The following is a 13669-nucleotide window of genomic DNA, read 5'->3' as shown; positions in this document are numbered from 1 at the left end:
CGAGTACGAGGCCATCATGAACGAGCAGGTCGCACTCGCTGCCTGACTAATCTGTCACCTAAACGTGCAGCAGACCCGTTCGAGGTCCTTCTCGGGGTGCTCTTCGGACGTGTTTTGCTTCAAAGACGTGACCTTCTCAGGGCTGTATCCTGAGCTCCCGGTGAGGAGGAAGCCAAGGGCAAAGACAGCGAATCATATTGTAAGTCTGAATCTACCCTGACCCGTAGCGTGGCGCGGGTGGTCAACGGTGAGGGCCCTGCCAGAGAGCAACATGCGGGCGCGCCGTCTGCGCCTCAGGCTAGCGCGTCGAGCGCTGGCCTTGCCCTTGCACCAGCTTCATCGCTGACCAGCGCCTCAGCACACCCTGCCGTGCTCGAGATGGCAGTCGTGGCAGTTCCGCACGAAACTGGGTGAGACGCCCAAGGTGTTCGCGGTCGTGAGAGTCGGGATGACAGCAGATGCAGGATCGCTGATCGCTCACGTGCGCAGCCGCATCGCGGCCTATAAAGCGCCTCGGTACGTCGAACTCGTGGACGCCCTGCCCAAGACCTCGACGGGGAAGATTCAGAAGTTCGCGCTGCGGTCGCTCACCCACGAGGGCGCCGTACCCGGCGAGGCGTGAACGCGCTTTGCAGGGCGCGGACCTAGCTTTAAGGAGTCTGTCGGAAGGCTTGCTGATCAGATGATCGAAGCGTATGCGCGATGCACGCTCAGGTTTTGTTCGGCGCAACTGCGGTGAATCGCGCCTGCACGCGCAGCAAGAATGCTTCGACGAGCTCCTCATCGGGCGAAGCCCAAGTGAGATCAAGTGGCTCGTTTTCGATCTGCCGATACGTTCGGCCCGGATAGCTCTGTACGAAGATCAACGGAAGGGTCGGTCGGGTAGCGAGTTTGAGCTCGATCGACCAGGCGATATCGGGGAAGTGATAGGCGTTCCAGACCTCGTCGCCACGACCTCCATGAGCCTCCCAGTCGACGACGAACTGCTCCTCCGCCAGTCGCTCGGCAATGATTGGGGCGAGACGGGCTGACCGTTCCTTGATGAGTCTCTGCATCTCGCGCTGCGTTGTCCGAAAGGCATCGATTGCTACGCTGTGGGCCTCCAAGAGATCGCGCCACTCGCCGAGACGCAACTCTTCGTGGGACAGATCGGACATACTCGGCCCTCCGGTTCGAACTTCGAGGAACTGCTGTAAGAGGTCAAGACTGCGGCGCTGGTCGAGATCGGAGGGTGCGAGCAGATGCTCGAGTAGCGCGGGAGACTGCTTGAGCGCGGTGCCAAAGTTGGCGTACGTGATGCTGGCAGACAGCCACGCCTCCTGGCCGTCCGGAGCCTGACGTTCCTCCGGAGCCAGCACCGCAACGATCGCAGTGCTGACTCCGGCAGCGAGTGCGCGTCTGGTGTATTTCTCGAGAGGATTGTTGAGATCATGTCGAATCTTGTTCTCGAGCACCACCGCGATGTCGAGCTCGCGATTCACTGCGAGGACGTCAATATAGTCAGACTGCGATTGCAGTTCCCAAGCGAACGATCCGTAATACTGCTCGGCGTCGAAAGTACTCCCGCTCGGTCCGTCCTCGTCGAGCAACGGGGCTCGGTCGAGGAGCCGGAGGAGCGCATCGACCGCAAGTGTTCCCAGGCCGTGTCGTTCGTTCGGGTCGAGAAAGAACTGGAGCGTCATATCGACACGAGTCTCTCGCCATCCGTCGCGCAAGATCTCATAAACGTTCACGGGACGCTTCGGCACAGCAGCCGGGGAAATCCTCGCATCAAGGAACGAGAGATCCAGGGCCGCGGGCATCGGAAGATCGCTCGCATCGCGCACGACTTCAATGTACCGATGAATGGCCCGAGTAAGCATCGGCTGTGGGATCGCGACCGCCCTATCTTTCGATGGTGGCCGGTCAGTAAAGTGCACTATGCCGCGGAATACTGCACTTTTCTGACCGCTCACCGCGCCCGAAATCCAGCCCCTCGCGTTTCCTCAAAAATTGTGTGACATTTTTTGTGACACATGAGGCCGCTGCTGCGTCCTATCTGTAGAGCGATGATCCTTCGCTCGTCACTCGGGCGGCCCGTCAGCCGCCCACCGATACAGGAGGTAGCGCACATGGCCACGAACGAGACTCAGACGTCTGCGAAGCTCGACACCGCGTCGACCGCGACGGGCGGCAAGAACCGCGTCGGCGCACCGCGCGTCGATCACGTGTCGTCGTCGACCAGCGCGAGCACCGCGGCAGACGCCTCGGCGGGCCGCACCACGATCGCCGAGGGTGTCGTCGCGAAGATCGCAGGCATCGCCGCCCGCGAAGTCGCCGGCGTGCACGCCCTGGGCGGCGGCGGTGCGCGGGCGCTCGGCGCACTGCGCGACGCGATGAATGCCACCGACCTGACGCAGGGCGTCAAGGTCGAGGTGGGCGAGACTCAGGTCGCCGCCGACCTCACGATCGTCGTCGACTACCCGACGCCGATCCAGGAAGTCGCCGACAACGTGCGCAGCGCCGTCGCCGGGGCGATCACCCGCCTCGTCGGGCTGCAGGTCGTCGAGGTGAACGTCGCCGTGAACGACGTGCACCTCCCGGGTGACGACGCCGACGACGCCGACGCCGAGACGCGCGTATCGTGAGCGCGATTGTGACCGGGGCCGCGGCGGGCGCCGTGCTGGCGTTCGCCGCCCTGATCTTCGGGTTCTGGGGCTTCCTGCTCGTCGCCGTCTTCATGGCGCTCGGCGCACTGGTGGGCGGCCTGGTGTCGGGCCGATTCGACGCTCGTGCGCTCGCCGGGGCGTTCACCGGGCGGCGCACGTCGTCATGAGCGCCGGCACGGTCGGAGGGTCGGGCGCCGGCACCGGTATCGAAACCGGCGCCGGCATCGACACCGAAAACGACACCGGCACCGGCACTGGCGCACCGGGCACGCAGCTCCCCGGCCGCGTGCAGGTGCACGAGCGCGCCATCGGCAAGGTCGTGGCGCAAGCCTCGGCGCACGCCATCGGCGTCACTCGCGACGAGGTGCACGCCGAGGTGTCGGAGTGGGGCGGCGGTCTCGCGGTGCGGCTCTCGGCCAAGCTGCCGATCCCCGACCTCGCAGACACCGAAGCCATTCGCGCGCAGACCCCCGTCTTCGAGCGGATGCGCGCGGCTCAAGCGGAACTGGCCCACGATCTGGAACGGATGACGGGACGAGCGATCCGGCGCATCTCCGTCACTGTGAACGGGGCCGTCGTCACCGAACGAAAGCGGGTGAGATAGATGTCGAACAGCGTGCTGAACCGGGGCGTGCGTCGCGAGACGCATTCGCCGCGCACCGTCGCGGCAGTCGCCGTGCTCGTGGTGCTGGCAGCCGCAGCGGTGTTCGTCGGTATCGAGATCGTGCGGTGGCTCACCGGGCTCGGCCCCCTGCTGGTGACGCCGGGCGACGGGCTGAACGCGCTGGCGCAACTCCCGGATGCTGAGCCGCAGGGCGCCGTCGTCGCCGGAGGCGCGATCGCGGCCCTTCTCGGGCTTGTGCTCGTCTGGCTCGCGATCGGGCCGGGCCGCAGGCCGAGGCACGCGCTGAGCGGCCACCCGATCGCGGTGGTGTGCGACAACGGCGTGCTCGCCTCGGCGATCGCGGAGCAGCTGCGCCGATCCCTCGATCTGGCGCCGGGTGCGGTGGTCGTGGGGGTGGGGTCGCGCAGCATCGATGTCACGGTGCGCCCGGCCCCGGGGCAGAACATCGAGAAGGATCGCGTACGCGCGCTCGCTGCCGAAGAAATCGACCGCTACGAGCTGTCGCCCGGGGTGAAGGTGCACGCACGCATCGCGAAGCCCGCAGACGAAGAAGGAAGAGACCGATGAACGCCACCCATCGCGGAGTGAACCGCACCGTGCTGCTCGTCGTCGGCGTCGTGCTGATCGCCGGGGGAGCGGTCGCCGCAGCAGCTGCGCTCGTGCCCGACATCGCATCCGTGTGGCGATCCGCCACCGAATCGTCCGTGCGGTGGATGCGCGATGCGGCGACCGCGTCGCGCCTCACCGAGGCGACTCCCGTGAGCTGGTTCGCCATCGCGGTGCTGGCCGCCCTGCTCGCGATCGTGGTGGTGGCCGTCATCATCGTCGCGCGCCTCGGCGGCGGGCGCAGCAGTACGGTGCTCCGTGAAGAGGCCCGCGACGGTGCGCAGGGCGCCGTGACCATCGGTCACGGGTTCGCCGCCGACGCTCTGACGGGGGCTCTGGCCAACCGCAGCGAGATCCTCTCGTCGCGCGTGGCGGCGCGCAAGGTGCGCGGCGTCGACGTACTGCACGTGAAGGTCACGCCGCGCCAGCGCACCTCGCCCCGCGACGTCGCAGAACTCGTCGGGCAGCTCGCCGACAACCTCGCCGTGCTCACGGGGCGAGAGACCCCGATGCTCCTGTCGATCCGGTCGGGAATCCGCTCCCGGGTCGCCGCGAGCGAGTCGCGGGTGCGGTGACGGGCTGGTACGGCGAAAGGGCTGATGCAGTGAAGTGCTGAGGCAGTGAAGAGCTGGTGCAGTGAAGGGACCGATGAGCGGTGAGCAGTGAGGATCGCGCCTCCGGTGTGGAGGCGGCCGATGACCGCATCGTCGCGGGGCGCGCAGCGGACGGCGACGCGGCGGCGTTCGCGGTGCTGGTGCGCCGGTACACGCCGATGATGCGGGCCTACGCGCGCCGTCTGCTGAACGGCACGGCCGACGTGGACGATGTGGTGCAGGAGGCGTTCGTGACGGCGTGGGAGCAGCTGCCCGCGCTCGAGGATCCGGGCAAGGTGAAGAGCTGGCTCATGCGCATCACGAGCCGCAAGGCGATCGACCGGGCGCGGGCGGCGCGGCCGTACTCGGCGCTCGACGCGGTCGAACTGCCCGCTGCGGAGCGCTCGGCGCCACCGCGCCAGGCCGAGGCGCGCGCGGGGATCGCCGCCCTCCACGCGGCGCTGCAGGAGCTGCCGCGATCTCAGCGCGAGTGCTGGGTGATGCGCGAGATCGGCGGGAGCTCGTACGACGAGATCGCCGAAGAGCTGCAGATCCCGCGATCAACCGTGCGAGGCCTGCTGGCCCGCGCGCGAAAAGACATTATCGTTCGGATGGAGCAGTGGCGATGAACGACATCAGCACCCCGACGCCCGACGCGTTCGGCATGGAACCCGACGACCTCGACGGTTACACCATCGAGCAGCTCTCCGATTACCTCGACTCCGGCCGCACCCCCGTGAACCCCGAGATCGAGAGCTCGCCCGGGTGCCGCATCGCGCTCGACGCGCTCTGGCGCCTGCGGCAGCTCTCGCCCGAGCTGCTCGCCGCCGATACGCGAGCGGAGCCCGAGGCCGACGAGAGCTGGGTGCAGAGCATCCTCAGCGGCATCACGCTCGACGCGAGGGCGGGTCGTCGCATTCCCATTCCGAGCCCCGAGGTCGGCGCCGACCTCGGCATCACCGAGGGTGCCGTGCGGGGCATGGTGCGCGCCGCCGAGAGCGACGTCGCCGGGGTGCTCATCGGTCGGGTGAGGATCGACGGAGACCCGACCGAGCCCGGGCAACCGGCCACGGTCTGCGCCGAGGTGAGTGTCGCGCACGGGCGCGAGATCCCGAGCGCGGTGGATCACCTGCGTGCGGCGATCGCCTCCCGCCTCGCCGATCACGCGCTGCTGAATCTCTCAGGGATCGACATCGTGGTGCACGACCTGCACGGCGTGCCGTCGTCTCTCGGGGGTCGCCGAGGCGACGGGATCGGAACGGAGAGCGAGGAGCACTGATGAGCGCGATCACGAACGAACTGCTGGCCTCCCGCATCGAGGCGGCTGCGCTCGCCGTGCCCGGCGTCGCCTCCCTGCTGCGCAGCGGGGTCGGCACCCGTGCGGTCGTCGACGCGGGCGCGAGGCTGCTCGGCCTCGGCGAGCGTGGAACCTCCGTGGTGCGCATCGAGCGGGGGAGCGAGGCGGTATCGGTCGAGTGCTCCGTCGGCCTCGTGCGCACGCGCAGCGTGGTCGAGACGGTGCACGAGCTGCACCGCGCCATCGCCACGGTGGTGTTAGAGCTCACGGGTCTGCCCGCGCAGGTACGCATCACCGTGGGTCACGTCGACGAGGCCGGCCGATAGGTCGACGGGTGCGAGGGGTCGCCCTGCCCGCGTAGGCCTGGCGCTCCCTCCCGCAGTCGCTCGATGCTTCGGGGTCACTTGCGGAGTGTGTCGCCTCGCTCGTCGGCAGCGACACCCTCCCGAAGTGACCCCGCTCGCAGAGACGCACTACTTCCGACCGGCCTCGATCTCCCGCAGGTGCACGCGCACGAGGTCCTCGATCAGCTCGTCGGGAAGGGGCGATTTCAGCGTGAACTGCACCGCGTGCGCCGTGGTCTTGTACGACGTGAGGCGATCCTGCAGCTCCTCGAGCGCCCACGACGACGGATAGAAGCTCAGGTGCTTCTTCGAGGCGGTGAAGTAGACGAGCGCACGCCCATGGTAGGAGAGCGTGGGCATTCCGTAGCTCATCGACTCGACGGTGTCGGGCACGAGCGATGTCACCAGGGCGCGAATGCGTTCGAGCTCGGCTCGCGGCTCCGGATCGAGTGCAGCCAGATACTCATCGATGGTTGCCGCCTTCGAGACCATGAGGCGAGTGTAACCGAGCCCAACGCCCCTGCCGCGACACCGCCCGCTTTGCTAGCGTAAGCCGCGTACGGGCCAGGGAGGGCGGGCGATGACCGAAGACACCGGGACGAGCAGCGGGGCGAACGAGCCGAGTGACGAGGAGGACGACGATCTCCCGATCTACGAGCCGCCGTTCGGGCTCGATGCGGTGCCGGGTTTCTGCGAGCGACTCGTCGACTACCTGATCGCCGAGTCGCCCGACGACGAGTTCACGTTCGAGGGCGTGGAGGGGGAGGAGTCGCAGGGCGTCTGGATCCTGCCGCTCGGCGGCTACGACCCGAATGAGGATAAGACGCTCACCGAGGGCGCGCCCGCAGACCGCGAGCTGCCGCCGGGCGGGTACGCCGAGATCGCCGACACGTGGTCGCAGGGTGTGCGCCGCGTGCTGCACCAGGCGTGGGGCGCGCCGCTCGTGCGCACCCCGAAGCTGGTCGGCGTCTCGCAGGAGCCCGAGGGCATCCTCGACTACCTGATGGTGGCGGTGAACATCGACCGGGCCGAGATGTGGGATCGCGGCGAGCTGTGCTGCGTGCTCCTCACCAGCTGGGACGGCGAGCCGATGACGAGCATGCTGCGGCAGATCCTCATCGTGCTGCCTCGCGAGTATGCGTTCGGCGGCATGGCCGTGCTCGCCGACGACGAGATCACCGTGCACGACCTCATCATGCACGGCGAGCACCCGGCCGAACTGCGCCGCCGCGCCTGGCTGATGAGCACGCTCGCGGGTCAGGGCGAGGTGCGGGTGCGCGACACGGTGCTCGAGGCCTCGCGGTTCAGCCTGCGGGCACGCAACGGCACCACCACCGTGTGGACGTTCGCCGACGACGGCCGCGTGCTGGTGCTCATGCAGGATCCCCGATCCGAGTTCATCACGAGCGCCGCGGGGCAGCTCATCGCCGACCAATTGTCGGGTGACACGAACGCGGAGGAGCCGACGGGTGCAGCGGGCACCGAGGAGCAGCTGGAGGAGGCGCAGCTGATCCTCATCGCCCGCATGCTCGATGGCATTCCCGACGACCTGCGCGAACTGATCGCCGCCCGCACCGAGAACGGGCGGGGCGAGCCGGGGGAGCACGAGCTCGAGTTCCGCATGCTCGGCGACCAGCCGCTGCCGCTCATCTCGGGCGCCGTCTGGTTCGACGGCGAGCACTGGCGGGTGACGCGCAACCTGCTCGAGATCGGCAGCCTGAACGACTTCGGCATGGACGACTTCGGGTTCGCGGACGCGGTGCGGAAGCCGTACCGGCTCGGCGGATCCTTCACCATCGACGACGTCGCTGGGCGCATGACCGCGGATCGCCGCAGGCAGGTCGAGCAGCTCTTCGCCGCGTGCCCGTACCCCGAGCAGCCCCGCCCTGCGGATCACGAACGGCTCGGGTACGGGCTGCCCCGCGAGGCGACGCACGGCGACATCGTGCGGCAGATCGAGCGCGTGACCGAGGCGTGGTGGAGCACAAACCCCGAGCAGGCCGACTGGAAGGATCGCACCTTCAGCGTCGGCGGACGCGATCTGCGCCCGATCGACGGTCGCGTGCTGCGCGCCGTGGTCGCACTCGCCGAGCCATGGACGGTCGAGGTGCTGCAGGCCTGGGTCACCCGTCTGAGCGAGGCCATGGAGGATCGGTGGGGCGCGGCCCTCGAGATGCAGGCGCGCGAACCGAGAACCGGCGCGGAGCGCAAGACGCCCGTAGCGCGAGTGATGCGCGGCGTGGGCATCATGAACGCGCCGATGTGGTGGGTCAACGGCCACGCCGTGGTGCTCGTCGCGGGCGCGCCCGACCCGAGCTACGCGGAGGAGCCGCAGGCGATCATCGTGATCGCCCAGGCCGACGCGGTGGTCGACATCATGCGCGGCATGCGCACGTGGGAGCTGAGGCAGCGCACCCGGGTGATCGCGTCGCTCGCGGCGCAGGTGGCGGGCGAGCCCGAGCCGCAGGAGATCGCCTGGCGCGGGCCGCACCTCGCGGGCTCATCGCTGTGCCCGGAGGCGGTGCGCGGGCGGATTCGCGCCGACGACCACTACTGGGTGTGGTGCTTCGCTCACGACGGGCGCGGGCTGCTCATGTCGTTCCCGGTGGACCCCTCGGCGGCGGAGGGGGCGCGGCTCTCGTTCGAGGATCAGGCCGAGCTCTTCGCGGGCGTGCCGGTCGACCTGCTGTCGCTCGTGACCGACCGCGACCCCGACGGTCTGTACCCCGTAGTGACGCGGGAGCAGCCGAGCGGTTCGGCGATCCCCGGCTTCCTGCCCACCGCCAGCGCGCTGCCCGCGGTGCAGGCGGTGTTCTGGCGCGACGCGTACGACTGGCGCGCCTCGGACGGCATGCTGCGGAGGGTGCGGCCCGCAGGTGCGGCCCCGGGGGATGCCGCCTCCGACAGTGCAGCGCCCGACAGCTCAGCGCCCGACACCTCGAACCCGTTCGCGACCCTCTACTCGGCGGTCGTCGGCGTGCCGCAGCTGCAGTGGGCGGTCGGCGCCGGTGAGGAGTTCGGCGCCGACATCCTCGCCGACGAGCGCTACTCGAGCGTCGTCTTCGAGCGCCCGGTCTCGCTCGATCAGGCTGAGGCCGCCTACGCGCAGCTCGGCGATGCGCATCGGGTGGCGCTCACCGGGTCGCTCAACCAGTTCCTCGACGCCGTGCTCGGCATGCCGCCCCGCCGGTACGTACTCGACGCCGCGCTCGCGAACCCCGATCCGAATCACCGCCGCGAGATCGCCCTGCTGCTGCTCGAGGACCTCGACGACATCGACGCGTCGATCCAGCTGTCGCACCTCACCCCGATCAACGTGCTGTTCGAGAACCCGACGCTCGGGGCCGACGACTTGCTGCTGCTCATCCGCCTGCTCGAAGCCGGTGCGCAGGCGGGGCTGGGCCTCGGCGGGCCGGGCGTCGCGCGTCACCCGATCGTGCAGCTCGCCGACCGCGACGCCGACGAAGCCGAGTTCGAGCCGCTCGTGCACACGCTGCTCATGCGCGGTGAGCTCGACGTGACCGCGCCGGCGCTGCCCGACGGGCGCAGCGTGCTCGAATACGTCGAGTCCGGGGCGTTCCCGCACGGGCACTCCCGCACGGGCCTCCTCGCTCAGCTGCGCGCAAGTGCTGGTCGGCCGTGAACCGCCAATGAAGTGCAGTAAGAGCGCCTATAGTGCACTTTCTTGGCGTTTCACGAGTGCCGCGCGCGAACCGGGAGCCATCGCGGAGCCTTGGTGATCTTGCCGAGCAGCCATTCGAGCGGCCCCTGCCCCACGAGCACTGCCCACAGCGTGCACCCGACGAGTACGCCCACCGTCATCGGCCAGAAGGGGTTGAGCGCGCGGAAATCGATCCACGGGTCGAGGCCGGGGTCGCGCGCGGTCTCGACCGCGATCCAGATCGCCCAGATGCCGAGGTGCACGACGTACGCGGTGAGCGGCATGGAGCCGACGGCGCGCAGGGGCAGCGCGATCCAGCGCAGGGGAGTCTGGCACAGCAGCACGGCGGCGCCCGTGACCGCGAGTGCGAAACCGCCCGAGCCGAAGGCCTCGCCGAGACCCGATGAGTGCGGCGCGTCGCTGAGCACGGCGGCCCACCACTCGCTTCCCGCGCTCGCGAACGCGTCGAGTGGCTGAGTCTCCGCTGCGCGGGCGGCGGATCCGATGATGCCGTACCCGAGCACGGCGAGCAGCGCGCCCGCGCCGAGCAGGGGCCACGCGTGCTTCCAGGAGCGCATGAGCAGCCCTCCGGCGGCCATGCCGCAGAGCATGAACGCCAGCCACAGCGGGAGTGGGTAGTTCCAGGCGATCAGGCGCAGCGACTCCTCGGCGGCGATCGGGTCGTCGCTGCCGGCGACGGCGGTGTTGATCCACTGCACGAGAAACGGGGCGCCGACCGCGAGCACCGCCGACAGAGCGAAGAGGTAGCGCGGCGCGAGCGAGGTGAATGGGATCGCCAGCACGAAGAGCGCGCCGTAGGCGGGGAGGATGACGTAGACGGGCACGTCGAGGTCGTCGAGCCAGATGCCGAGCAGCCACAGCAGGATGCCGCGGAACAGCAGCTGCGTGCGCAGCCCCCACAGCGGCGCGGGCGCGACCAGCCCACCTGCCTCGCGACGACGCCGCGCCGCCGCGCCGACGATGCCGAGCGATACTCCCGCGAGCATGGCGAAGAGCACCGCCGAGCGCCCCTCGACGAGCCCCGACCACGTGCCGGGGTCGCCCCACTCCAGCGACTCGATCGCAGCCAAGTGAGCGGCGAACACGCCGATCACCGCGAGCCCGCGGGCGAGATCGACGCCCGCGATGCGCAGCGGAGGCTCGAGCCGGGAGATCTGCACTCGGAGGAGGGAAGCGAGAATAACGATGCCGCTATTCTCGCTTGAGCCTGGAAACGAGAGCAAGAGCATCGCGGTTCTCGCCTCTCAGCCGGCGGGCCCGACTTCGCGAGGCGCCGCACCGCCTGCTACCGTGACCTCGTGACTGCATCAACGAAGAACAGTGCGCCCGAGCGCGAAACGTGGGGCCGGCGAAGCGCCTTCATCATCGCTGCGATCAGCTCCGCAGTGGGCCTCGGCAATATCTGGCGGTTCCCGGGAGTCGCCTACGAGAACGGCGGCGGGGCCTTCCTGATCCCGTATCTCGTCGCGTTCCTGACCGCCGGTCTCCCGATCCTCTTCCTGGATTCGGCGATCGGGCACAAGTTCCGCGCCGCGCCGCCGCTCGCGTTCAAGCGGCTCAACCGCAAGGCGGAGCCGCTCGGCTGGTGGCAGGTGGGCGTGTCCTTCCTGATCCTCACCTACTACGCCGTCATCATCGCCTGGGCGCTCGGGTTCGTCTGGTTCAGCTTCGGCCGCCAGTGGGGCGACGACGCGGTCGGATTCTTCACGGGCGACTACCTGCAGCTCGCCGATGCCCCGGGTGTCACCTTCGAATTCGTGCCCGCCGTGCTCATCACGCTGCTGATCGTGTGGATCGCCGCGATCATCGTGATGTCGCTCGGCCTGCGGCGCGGGCTCGACCGCGCCAACCGCATCACGCTGCCCCTGCTCGTCATCGTCTTCGTGATCATCGTGGTCTACGCGATGACGCTCCCGGGTGCCTGGGACGGCATCAACCAGTTCTTCGAGCCCGACTTCGCGGCCCTCGCGAACCCCGGGGTGTGGCTCGCCGCGTACGGACACATCTTCTTCTCGTTCTCGATCGCCTTCGGCATCATGCTCACCTACGCGTCGTACATGAAGCGTCGCAGCGACCTCGCCGGTTCGGGCGTCGTCGTGGCGTTCGCGAACTGCGCGTTCGAGATCCTCGCCGGCATCGGCGTGTTCGCGGCCCTCGGCTTCCTCGCCTTCACGCAGAACGTGCAGATCGATGAGCTCGACGGGCTGAGCGGCGTCGCGCTCGCGTTCATGACGTTCCCGACGCTGCTCAGCGAGATGCCGGGCGGAGCCTTCATGGGTGTGCTCTTCTTCGGCTCGCTCGTGCTCGCCGGGTTCTCGTCGCTCCTGTCCATCTACCAGGTGGTCACGGGTTCGCTGCAGGACAAGACCGGATGGTCGACGCGCCGCGTGGCCGTGACCGTGGGACTCGCCGCGGGCATCCCCTCGGTGCTGCTCTTCGGCACCTCGTCGGGTCTCAACGTGCTCGACGTGCTCGACGCATTCGTCAACAACATCGGCGTCACGGGCTCGGCCGTCGCCACGCTCGTGCTCGTCGCGTGGGTGTTCCGCGCCGTACCGAGCCTGCGCGCGCACCTCAACGCGCTCTCCTCTCTCAAGCTCGGGCCGATCTGGACCATCGCCGTCACGGCGGTCACCCCCGTGATCCTCGCGGTCATCCTCGTGCGGGGCATCACCGAGTACATCACCGAGGGGTACGGCGGCTTCCCGACCTGGTTCATCACGGCGATCGGCTGGGGCGCGATCGCCCTGCTCGCGATCTTCTCGTTCGCGATGAGCTACCGGCGGTACCGTCGCGGTGACGCCGACAGCTTCGTGCCCGACGAACCCGAGCAGCTGCACACCGAGATGACCGATCTCGTGACGGTGGCCCGGGAAACATCAGCTCAACGACGCACCTCAGGGGGAACGCGATGACCACCAGTGCACTCATCATGATGGCGCTCTCGATCGGCATTCTGTGGGGCGGGCTCGCGTGGTCGGTGCTGCGCCTGCGCAAGCACCCCGACGTGAGCGGGGCCGACGACGACGAGTGACGCCCGCCGTATGATGTCACGCAGGGAACTCGGGGAAGGGTGAGCGTGACGATCGCGATCGATGCCGGTGACGTGGAAGCCATTCGCAAGCACTTGCGGGTCGCTTCGGAGGATCTCGGAGAAGCGGTGCCGCAGTTGCCCGGCGCGGCGGCCTTCGGGCCGCAGGTGCTCGGCAGCGCCGTCGCATCGTTCGAGTCGGCTGTGCGGCGGCAGACCGAGCAGCTGACCGAGCGCTGGGCGGCACTGGACAACGGCGTGCGCGAGACGTTCGACGACATGAGCGCGGTCGAAGACGAGCTCGTTGCAGGCATCGGGCGCCTCTGCGGTGCGTTCGCGCCGACCGTCGACGCAGGGCCGCTCGCGTGAGCGGGGCACCCGAGCTGCTGCGGCAGGGCGCGCAGCGCCGCGGCACGACCTGCTCGATCGGGTTCATCACGACGAAGCTGCGCGCATCCGACGCCGGCGGCGGGATCGCGGCACGTCTCGGCATCTCGAGCCCCGACGGCCGCACCGCGGTCGAGCTCGGCCCGGGCGAGACGGCGCCGCTGCCCGGTGGCGGAACGGTGCACGTCGTCGACATCTTCGTGAGCCCTGATGGCACGCAGACCGCGGCGGCTATCGAGATCACCGAGGCGGAGCCCACAAGCACCGAGGCGGGCGCATGAGTCGCGGGGGCAGGATCGCCGCGATCGCGGGCGGGGTGGCGGCCGCGGGGGCGCTCGTCGCCGTCGGGCTGCTCGGGTTCGTGGGCGTCGAGCGCACGGTGCCCGCGGGCACGTAGACGCGGATCTGCGGGTCGACGATCGGCGTCTCCATCGTCGACCCGGGGCGCAGCGTGCG

17 protein-coding genes are annotated in these 13669 nt (G+C 69.0%); 14 read left to right on the top strand and 3 right to left on the bottom strand.

Going from position 1 to position 13669, the window contains the following annotated elements; translation table 11 throughout:
- Positions 1-364: 364 nt before the first annotated feature.
- A complete protein-coding gene (locus tag PQI23_RS05465) occupies positions 365-622 on the top strand; it encodes an AMP-binding enzyme (RefSeq protein ID WP_445238406.1) in 258 nt (85 codons plus the stop codon).
- Positions 623-710: 88 nt separating this feature from the next.
- Here PQI23_RS05465 and PQI23_RS05460 read toward each other — a convergent pair whose 3' ends face one another.
- Positions 711-1826, bottom strand: coding sequence for a PD-(D/E)XK nuclease family protein (locus PQI23_RS05460; protein WP_339972325.1), 1116 nt, complete (start codon positions 1824-1826; stop codon positions 711-713).
- 285 nt (positions 1827-2111) lie between these two features.
- Between PQI23_RS05460 and PQI23_RS05455 the strand changes: the two genes are divergently transcribed.
- The 8 genes from PQI23_RS05455 to PQI23_RS05420 all read left to right on the top strand — a co-directional run bounded on the left by PQI23_RS05455 (position 2112) and on the right by PQI23_RS05420 (position 6095).
- Entirely contained in the window at positions 2112-2627 is a 516-nt protein-coding gene (locus PQI23_RS05455; RefSeq protein ID WP_339972323.1) for an Asp23/Gls24 family envelope stress response protein, read from the top strand.
- Positions 2624-2815, top strand: coding sequence for a DUF2273 domain-containing protein (locus PQI23_RS05450; protein WP_339972322.1), 192 nt, complete (start codon positions 2624-2626; stop codon positions 2813-2815). The genes PQI23_RS05455 and PQI23_RS05450 overlap by 4 nt, the downstream gene beginning before the upstream one ends.
- Positions 2812-3252, top strand: a complete 441-nt coding sequence (locus PQI23_RS05445; RefSeq protein WP_339972320.1) for an NTP pyrophosphohydrolase — start codon at positions 2812-2814, stop codon at positions 3250-3252. The genes PQI23_RS05450 and PQI23_RS05445 overlap by 4 nt, the downstream gene beginning before the upstream one ends.
- Positions 3253-3840 (top strand): DNA/RNA endonuclease G, encoded by a 588-nt coding sequence (locus PQI23_RS05440; RefSeq protein ID WP_339972318.1) that lies wholly within the window; start codon positions 3253-3255, stop codon positions 3838-3840.
- Entirely contained in the window at positions 3837-4454 is a 618-nt protein-coding gene (locus PQI23_RS05435; RefSeq protein ID WP_339972316.1) for a hypothetical protein, read from the top strand. Before PQI23_RS05440 ends, PQI23_RS05435 begins: the two co-directional genes overlap by 4 nt.
- Before the next feature lie 80 nt (positions 4455-4534).
- Positions 4535-5101: an RNA polymerase sigma factor gene (locus PQI23_RS05430; protein ID WP_339972314.1), complete on the top strand. Its 567-nt coding sequence runs from the start codon at positions 4535-4537 to the stop codon at positions 5099-5101.
- Entirely contained in the window at positions 5098-5751 is a 654-nt protein-coding gene (locus tag PQI23_RS05425) for a hypothetical protein (RefSeq protein ID WP_339972312.1), read from the top strand. The genes PQI23_RS05430 and PQI23_RS05425 overlap by 4 nt, the downstream gene beginning before the upstream one ends.
- A complete protein-coding gene (locus PQI23_RS05420) occupies positions 5751-6095 on the top strand; it encodes a hypothetical protein (protein ID WP_339972310.1) in 345 nt (114 codons plus the stop codon). The genes PQI23_RS05425 and PQI23_RS05420 overlap by 1 nt, the downstream gene beginning before the upstream one ends.
- A 147-nt stretch (positions 6096-6242) precedes the next feature.
- Here PQI23_RS05420 and PQI23_RS05415 read toward each other — a convergent pair whose 3' ends face one another.
- Positions 6243-6605 carry an iron chaperone gene (locus PQI23_RS05415; RefSeq protein WP_339972308.1) on the bottom strand — a complete coding sequence of 121 codons (363 nt, stop codon included), beginning with the start codon at positions 6603-6605 and terminating at the stop codon, positions 6243-6245.
- An 88-nt stretch (positions 6606-6693) separates the two neighbouring features.
- Here PQI23_RS05415 and PQI23_RS05410 point away from each other — a divergent pair, with 88 nt between their 5' ends.
- Entirely contained in the window at positions 6694-9756 is a 3063-nt protein-coding gene (locus tag PQI23_RS05410; protein ID WP_339972306.1) for a hypothetical protein, read from the top strand.
- A gap of 50 nt (positions 9757-9806) precedes the next feature.
- Here the strand turns inward: PQI23_RS05410 and PQI23_RS05405 are convergent, their stop codons facing one another.
- Positions 9807-10955 carry a heparan-alpha-glucosaminide N-acetyltransferase domain-containing protein gene (locus PQI23_RS05405; protein WP_339972304.1) on the bottom strand — a complete coding sequence of 383 codons (1149 nt, stop codon included), beginning with the start codon at positions 10953-10955 and terminating at the stop codon, positions 9807-9809.
- Between the two features lie 138 nt (positions 10956-11093).
- On the opposite strand from PQI23_RS05405, the gene PQI23_RS05400 reads away from it, so the two are divergent.
- From PQI23_RS05400 to PQI23_RS05385, 4 genes are read left to right on the top strand one after another with little or no spacing between them, the layout of a single operon-like run.
- Positions 11094-12710: a sodium-dependent transporter gene (locus PQI23_RS05400; RefSeq protein ID WP_339972302.1), complete on the top strand. Its 1617-nt coding sequence runs from the start codon at positions 11094-11096 to the stop codon at positions 12708-12710.
- Positions 12707-12829 carry a methionine/alanine import family NSS transporter small subunit gene (locus PQI23_RS05395; RefSeq protein ID WP_339972300.1) on the top strand — a complete coding sequence of 41 codons (123 nt, stop codon included), beginning with the start codon at positions 12707-12709 and terminating at the stop codon, positions 12827-12829. Before PQI23_RS05400 ends, PQI23_RS05395 begins: the two co-directional genes overlap by 4 nt.
- Before the next feature lie 45 nt (positions 12830-12874).
- Positions 12875-13195, top strand: coding sequence for a hypothetical protein (locus tag PQI23_RS05390; RefSeq protein WP_339972298.1), 321 nt, complete (start codon positions 12875-12877; stop codon positions 13193-13195).
- Positions 13192-13494: a hypothetical protein gene (locus tag PQI23_RS05385; RefSeq protein ID WP_339972297.1), complete on the top strand. Its 303-nt coding sequence runs from the start codon at positions 13192-13194 to the stop codon at positions 13492-13494. Before PQI23_RS05390 ends, PQI23_RS05385 begins: the two co-directional genes overlap by 4 nt.
- The last annotated feature ends 175 nt before the right edge of the window (positions 13495-13669 follow it).

Origin of the sequence: Leucobacter sp. USCH14, from assembly GCF_037619215.1 — a bacterium.
Taxonomy (GTDB): domain Bacteria; phylum Actinomycetota; class Actinomycetes; order Actinomycetales; family Microbacteriaceae; genus Leucobacter.
This window is presented reverse-complemented; position numbering and strand designations above follow the sequence as displayed.

What these genes read in the sequence shown, in the direction of transcription:
- PQI23_RS05425 (WP_339972312.1), top strand. Translation starts at nt 5,098, where the DNA reads ATGAACGACATCAGCACCCCGACGCCCGACGCGTTCGGCATGGAACCC.
- PQI23_RS05435 (WP_339972316.1), top strand. Translation starts at nt 3,837, where the DNA reads ATGAACGCCACCCATCGCGGAGTGAACCGCACCGTGCTGCTCGTCGTC.
- PQI23_RS05445 (WP_339972320.1), top strand. Translation starts at nt 2,812, where the DNA reads ATGAGCGCCGGCACGGTCGGAGGGTCGGGCGCCGGCACCGGTATCGAA.
- PQI23_RS05395 (WP_339972300.1), top strand. Translation starts at nt 12,707, where the DNA reads ATGACCACCAGTGCACTCATCATGATGGCGCTCTCGATCGGCATTCTG.
- PQI23_RS05455 (WP_339972323.1), top strand. Translation starts at nt 2,112, where the DNA reads ATGGCCACGAACGAGACTCAGACGTCTGCGAAGCTCGACACCGCGTCG.
- PQI23_RS05415 (WP_339972308.1), bottom strand. Translation starts at nt 6,605, where the DNA reads ATGGTCTCGAAGGCGGCAACCATCGATGAGTATCTGGCTGCACTCGAT.
- PQI23_RS05440 (WP_339972318.1), top strand. Translation starts at nt 3,253, where the DNA reads ATGTCGAACAGCGTGCTGAACCGGGGCGTGCGTCGCGAGACGCATTCG.
- PQI23_RS05410 (WP_339972306.1), top strand. Translation starts at nt 6,694, where the DNA reads ATGACCGAAGACACCGGGACGAGCAGCGGGGCGAACGAGCCGAGTGAC.
- PQI23_RS05420 (WP_339972310.1), top strand. Translation starts at nt 5,751, where the DNA reads ATGAGCGCGATCACGAACGAACTGCTGGCCTCCCGCATCGAGGCGGCT.